3 protein-coding genes and 1 pseudogene are annotated in these 3,730 nt (G+C 60.8%); 1 reads left to right on the top strand and 3 read right to left on the bottom strand.

Features of this window, described 5'->3' with window-relative positions:
- Positions 1-182: pseudogene (locus tag NEZ08_RS25135) on the top strand (hypothetical protein); the annotation flags it as partial.
- Here the strand turns inward: NEZ08_RS25135 and NEZ08_RS25130 are convergent.
- From NEZ08_RS25130 to NEZ08_RS25120, 3 genes are all read right to left on the bottom strand, one after another.
- A complete protein-coding gene (locus NEZ08_RS25130; RefSeq protein WP_298113350.1) occupies positions 179-736 on the bottom strand; it encodes a dihydrofolate reductase in 558 nt (185 codons plus the stop codon). The pseudogene NEZ08_RS25135 and the gene NEZ08_RS25130 overlap by 4 nt on opposite strands.
- A gap of 30 nt (positions 737-766) precedes the next feature.
- Positions 767-1,699, bottom strand: coding sequence for a polysaccharide deacetylase family protein (locus NEZ08_RS25125; protein WP_298113326.1), 933 nt, complete (start codon positions 1,697-1,699; stop codon positions 767-769).
- Between the two features lie 142 nt (positions 1,700-1,841).
- Complete coding sequence (locus NEZ08_RS25120) at positions 1,842-3,482, bottom strand: hypothetical protein (RefSeq protein WP_298113323.1); 1,641 nt, start codon at positions 3,480-3,482, stop codon at positions 1,842-1,844.
- Positions 3,483-3,730 lie beyond the last annotated feature (248 nt).

Here is a 3,730-nt window from a genome sequence, read left to right as displayed (position 1 = left end):
TGCTGGCGCTGTTCGTGGCGGCAGCGACGTTCTATTTCCACGATTTCTGGAATCAGGCGGGGGCCGAGGCCGCCAACAATACGATCCATGCGCTGAAGAATCTGTCGTTGATCGGCGCCTTGCTGATGATCGCCGGGACAGGCCGCTCAGCCAAAGCCGCCGAGCCGGCGTACGACGTTTAGGGCGTTCGTCGCCATGGCGTCACCGTGACGCCGTGGGCCTCGTCCAGGATCTGGCTATCGCGGGCCGTGAGGCCATGCCGCCTCAAAATTTCCTGGGGCGTTTGCTGCGGCACACCTGAAAAGACCGGCTCTCCACCGGGCAGGTGGACGCCGGGCGCGTGTGACAGCCAGAAGGTGTCATAGCGATCCATGAACATATCGAACACGCTGGGCCCCCCGATGATGGCAACGGTGCCCGCGTGAATGCCCGCGTGCTCGCAGGCCGCCTCGAAAGGTGCCGCAGCCGGATTCCATAACGTCGCCTTGGGATTGGCGGGATCGTCGGCGAGGCATTCGACCTTCCGCGTCAGAACAATCCGCTTTCGTCGCGGTGAGTTCGGCTGCTCCTCGTGCGAGTGCCGGCCGTGTACGATCAGGTCGGCGCGATCGAGTGCGGCTGTAAAAAAGCGCTTGTCGCCTTCGAATTTCAGCGCCTCCGGCATCACATGGTTTGCATCCGCCAACATGCCGTCGGCGGATACGATGACATAGCCCTCGATGCGGAGCGCCGGCATGGCCCTTCTACGTTTACGTCCGCCGTGAAGCTATTCCGAAATCGTTTGCACCACGCTCGACACCGGCCGTGAACTGACGGTCGGCAGCTTCACGTCTTTTTGAAGCTCTTCGTCATATTGCGGAAGGGTTTGAACGGGCGCCTTTGCCTTCATCCAGACGACCTTGTAGCCGCCCTCTTTCAATCTTCGCAGCAAGGTGGGCAACGCCTCGGCGGTATGCTTGTGGAAATCATGCATCAGGATGATGCCCTTGCCGAGCTTGTCGAGCTTCTTCATCGTCACATCGATGACCTGCTGGGCATTGCGCGCCTTGAAGTCGAAGGAATCGAGATCGCAGGAGAAAATCGCAATGTTCCGCGTGCCGAGATAAGTCACCATCTCCGGCGGATGTTGCAGGGCAGGGAAACGGAAAAACGGGGAGGGCGGAGCTCCCAGCGCCCATTTGATCGCGCTAAAGCCCTTCTCGATTTCCTCCTTGCGCTGATCCTCGGTCAGCTTCTTGTTGGTGAGGGTGGCGTGAGACCATGTGTGCGACCCGATGGTGTGGCCAGCCGCGGCGACCTCTTTGAGAATCTCGGGATAGTAGGTCGCGTGCTTTCCAATGGGGAAGAAAATGCCGGTCGTGCACTCATTGGCCAGCGTCTTGAGAACGGAGGGCGTATTCTCCGGCCAGGGGCCATCGTCAAAGGTCAGCACGACTTCTTTGTCACGCAGGAAATCGAGTTGCTTGAAGTGCTCGAAGCCAAATCCCGGGCCGCCCGTGGTGTCGACTTCGACAACGCGGCTGATCCCCAATGCGTCAGGATTGGAACACGGCATTTTGGTTGCCGCGGGGGTCGCGGTGGCCGCTTGGGCAGCGGCGGGCTTGGCATCGGTCTTGGCGGGTGGGGTTTGCGACCACGCTGCTCCGCTCGCGCAAAAGGAAATTACGCCTGCAACGATTAGTCCTGCCGCCATCCGCATCGTGGTTTTCCTTGCGATCTGACCGCGCCTGACGCGCGACTCCTCACCTCATCCATCATATCCGAGTTGCGCCTTAAGGCTATATCAGCTTTGGCAGACTCCGGGATTATCCGGTGTTTTGGTTCCTCAGGCTGGCGGCGTATCAGGATGGCGTGCCCGGACACCAGGGTAGGGGCATCAGCGGCAAATAGTACTGGTTCCATTCGCACACCGATTCCGGGCCGCGGCGCATCAAGGCATATTTGACCGGCTCTGCCTGACCGATCGCGATCTGCAGGACGAACAGAACCAGCGCGATCGGATAGGCCCATTTGCGCACGCGCAGGTCGGGCATCCGCGCAAGCAGAATCGCGCCGGCAAGGATGATCAAGGGATCCGTGAGGATGAAATATTCGGATTTCAACGCTCGCCGCACGCCGAGCACGTCGATGCCGACTGCGGCCATCAGCAGCAGGAAGGCCTCAATCGCCACCTGCTTTTCACCCCGCATCCATGCGTAGACGATACCGGGTACGATCAGCCAAGTCAGAAAAACGGTAGGCCGCGGCGAGGAGTGCAGGACGAAGGAATAACGGGCCGCTACGCCGCCCAGGCCGTCGAGCAAAAGGCGCAAGATGTCGCTGACGCTCGATTGGTTCGCCGCCGCAGCCGTCCCGGCGTCGGCGAACTTCAGCATCTTCTCCAATGGATTGAATACCGCGATGACGTTATTGGCGTTGTAGTCGATATTGAGCACCAGCAGCGCCAGAGCTGCACCAGCTGCAACCGCAGCCATGGACGCCGCGGTTTCGGCCGCGCTGATCCTCCAGAGTGCAGAGTAGGTCAGCATGCATGCGCCGATCAGGCCCAGCAGCAGCGCCTGGTAAACTCCAAAGCGGCCGAGCAGCAGCGGGTGAAACCCAGCAGGTTCGAGCAACGAACGGTCGAAACCGGTTGCAACGAGCGGCCATGCTGCCCAGATCGCAATGATCGCCACGATCAATGCGACAAGCGCCGATACAAGGGAAGATCGGCTGTTGCGCCAGAAGGCCACACTGGCGCTCTGTGCGCCTCCGAATGGCAAGGCGAGAAAGGGGAGGGCCGCTATCAGGAGGACCGCCTGCACTTTGTTTTCGAGCCCCAGCATGCAAAGTGCGGCGCAGAGCGCCATCCACAGCGGACGCGCGGCGCTGGCGCGCCGCCCGATCACGATCAAAATCATCAACGCGAAAATGACCGGGCACGCCGCTAAGAGTTCGGTGCGCAAGATGCGCTCATGCACGGCAAGGCCGCCGGAAAAAGCAAATGCAAAGGTCGCGATCAAGGCGAGACGCCAGTCGCGCACGATGGCGCGGATCAGGCCTGCATAGATCAACACACAGCTGGTTGCGATCAGCCAGACCAGCAGTCGGCCGGCGCGAATGTCGGCCGTCATGGCAGCGTCGAACGCTGCGCGGTTGGAAGCCGGAGGCATGGTCGAAAGCGACCAGGAGCTGAGCAGGTCAAACGCGTGCAGCATCTCGAACCACGCCTTCACGGAAAGGATGGTGAGGTACCCGGTATGGTCGAAGAATTGCTGCGGCCGGCCGTCGTTTAGGACAAGCGCGTTGTAGACCACCATCAGATCCATATCGGCATTGCGCCAATAGACCAGCGCGTAGCCGCAGAGAAAAAACGAGGTCGCAAGGCCCGCAATAATCGTAGCGAGCCCCAGCCGCCAGCCGAGAAAGGTCAGCGGTGCCAGCGCATCGCGTCCTGTGGACTGCGACCGCGGCCACGAACTGAGTGTTGGGGAGTGATCCATGCCGGCGGCTTTTAGCGCATGATGCGGCAAAGGAGGAGCCGGTTTTCCCTAGCGGTAAACGCCAGAAAACCCGCCTTGGCAGGATACGAATGCGTGAGTCGCGACACTAGCGCAGTGAGACGATGAAATCCGTTCCCTCGCCGGTTTCGCCGGCCGAGATGCCCTGATCGGAGACGATGATTGATCCGCCGGTGGTCACCGCCTCGTAGACCTTGGCCATGACTTCCGGAGGCAGGCTTAGTCGATCG

It is taken from the genome of Bradyrhizobium sp. (genome assembly GCF_027451485.1).
Lineage (GTDB): Bacteria > Pseudomonadota > Alphaproteobacteria > Rhizobiales > Xanthobacteraceae > Bradyrhizobium.
This window is presented reverse-complemented; position numbering and strand designations above follow the sequence as displayed.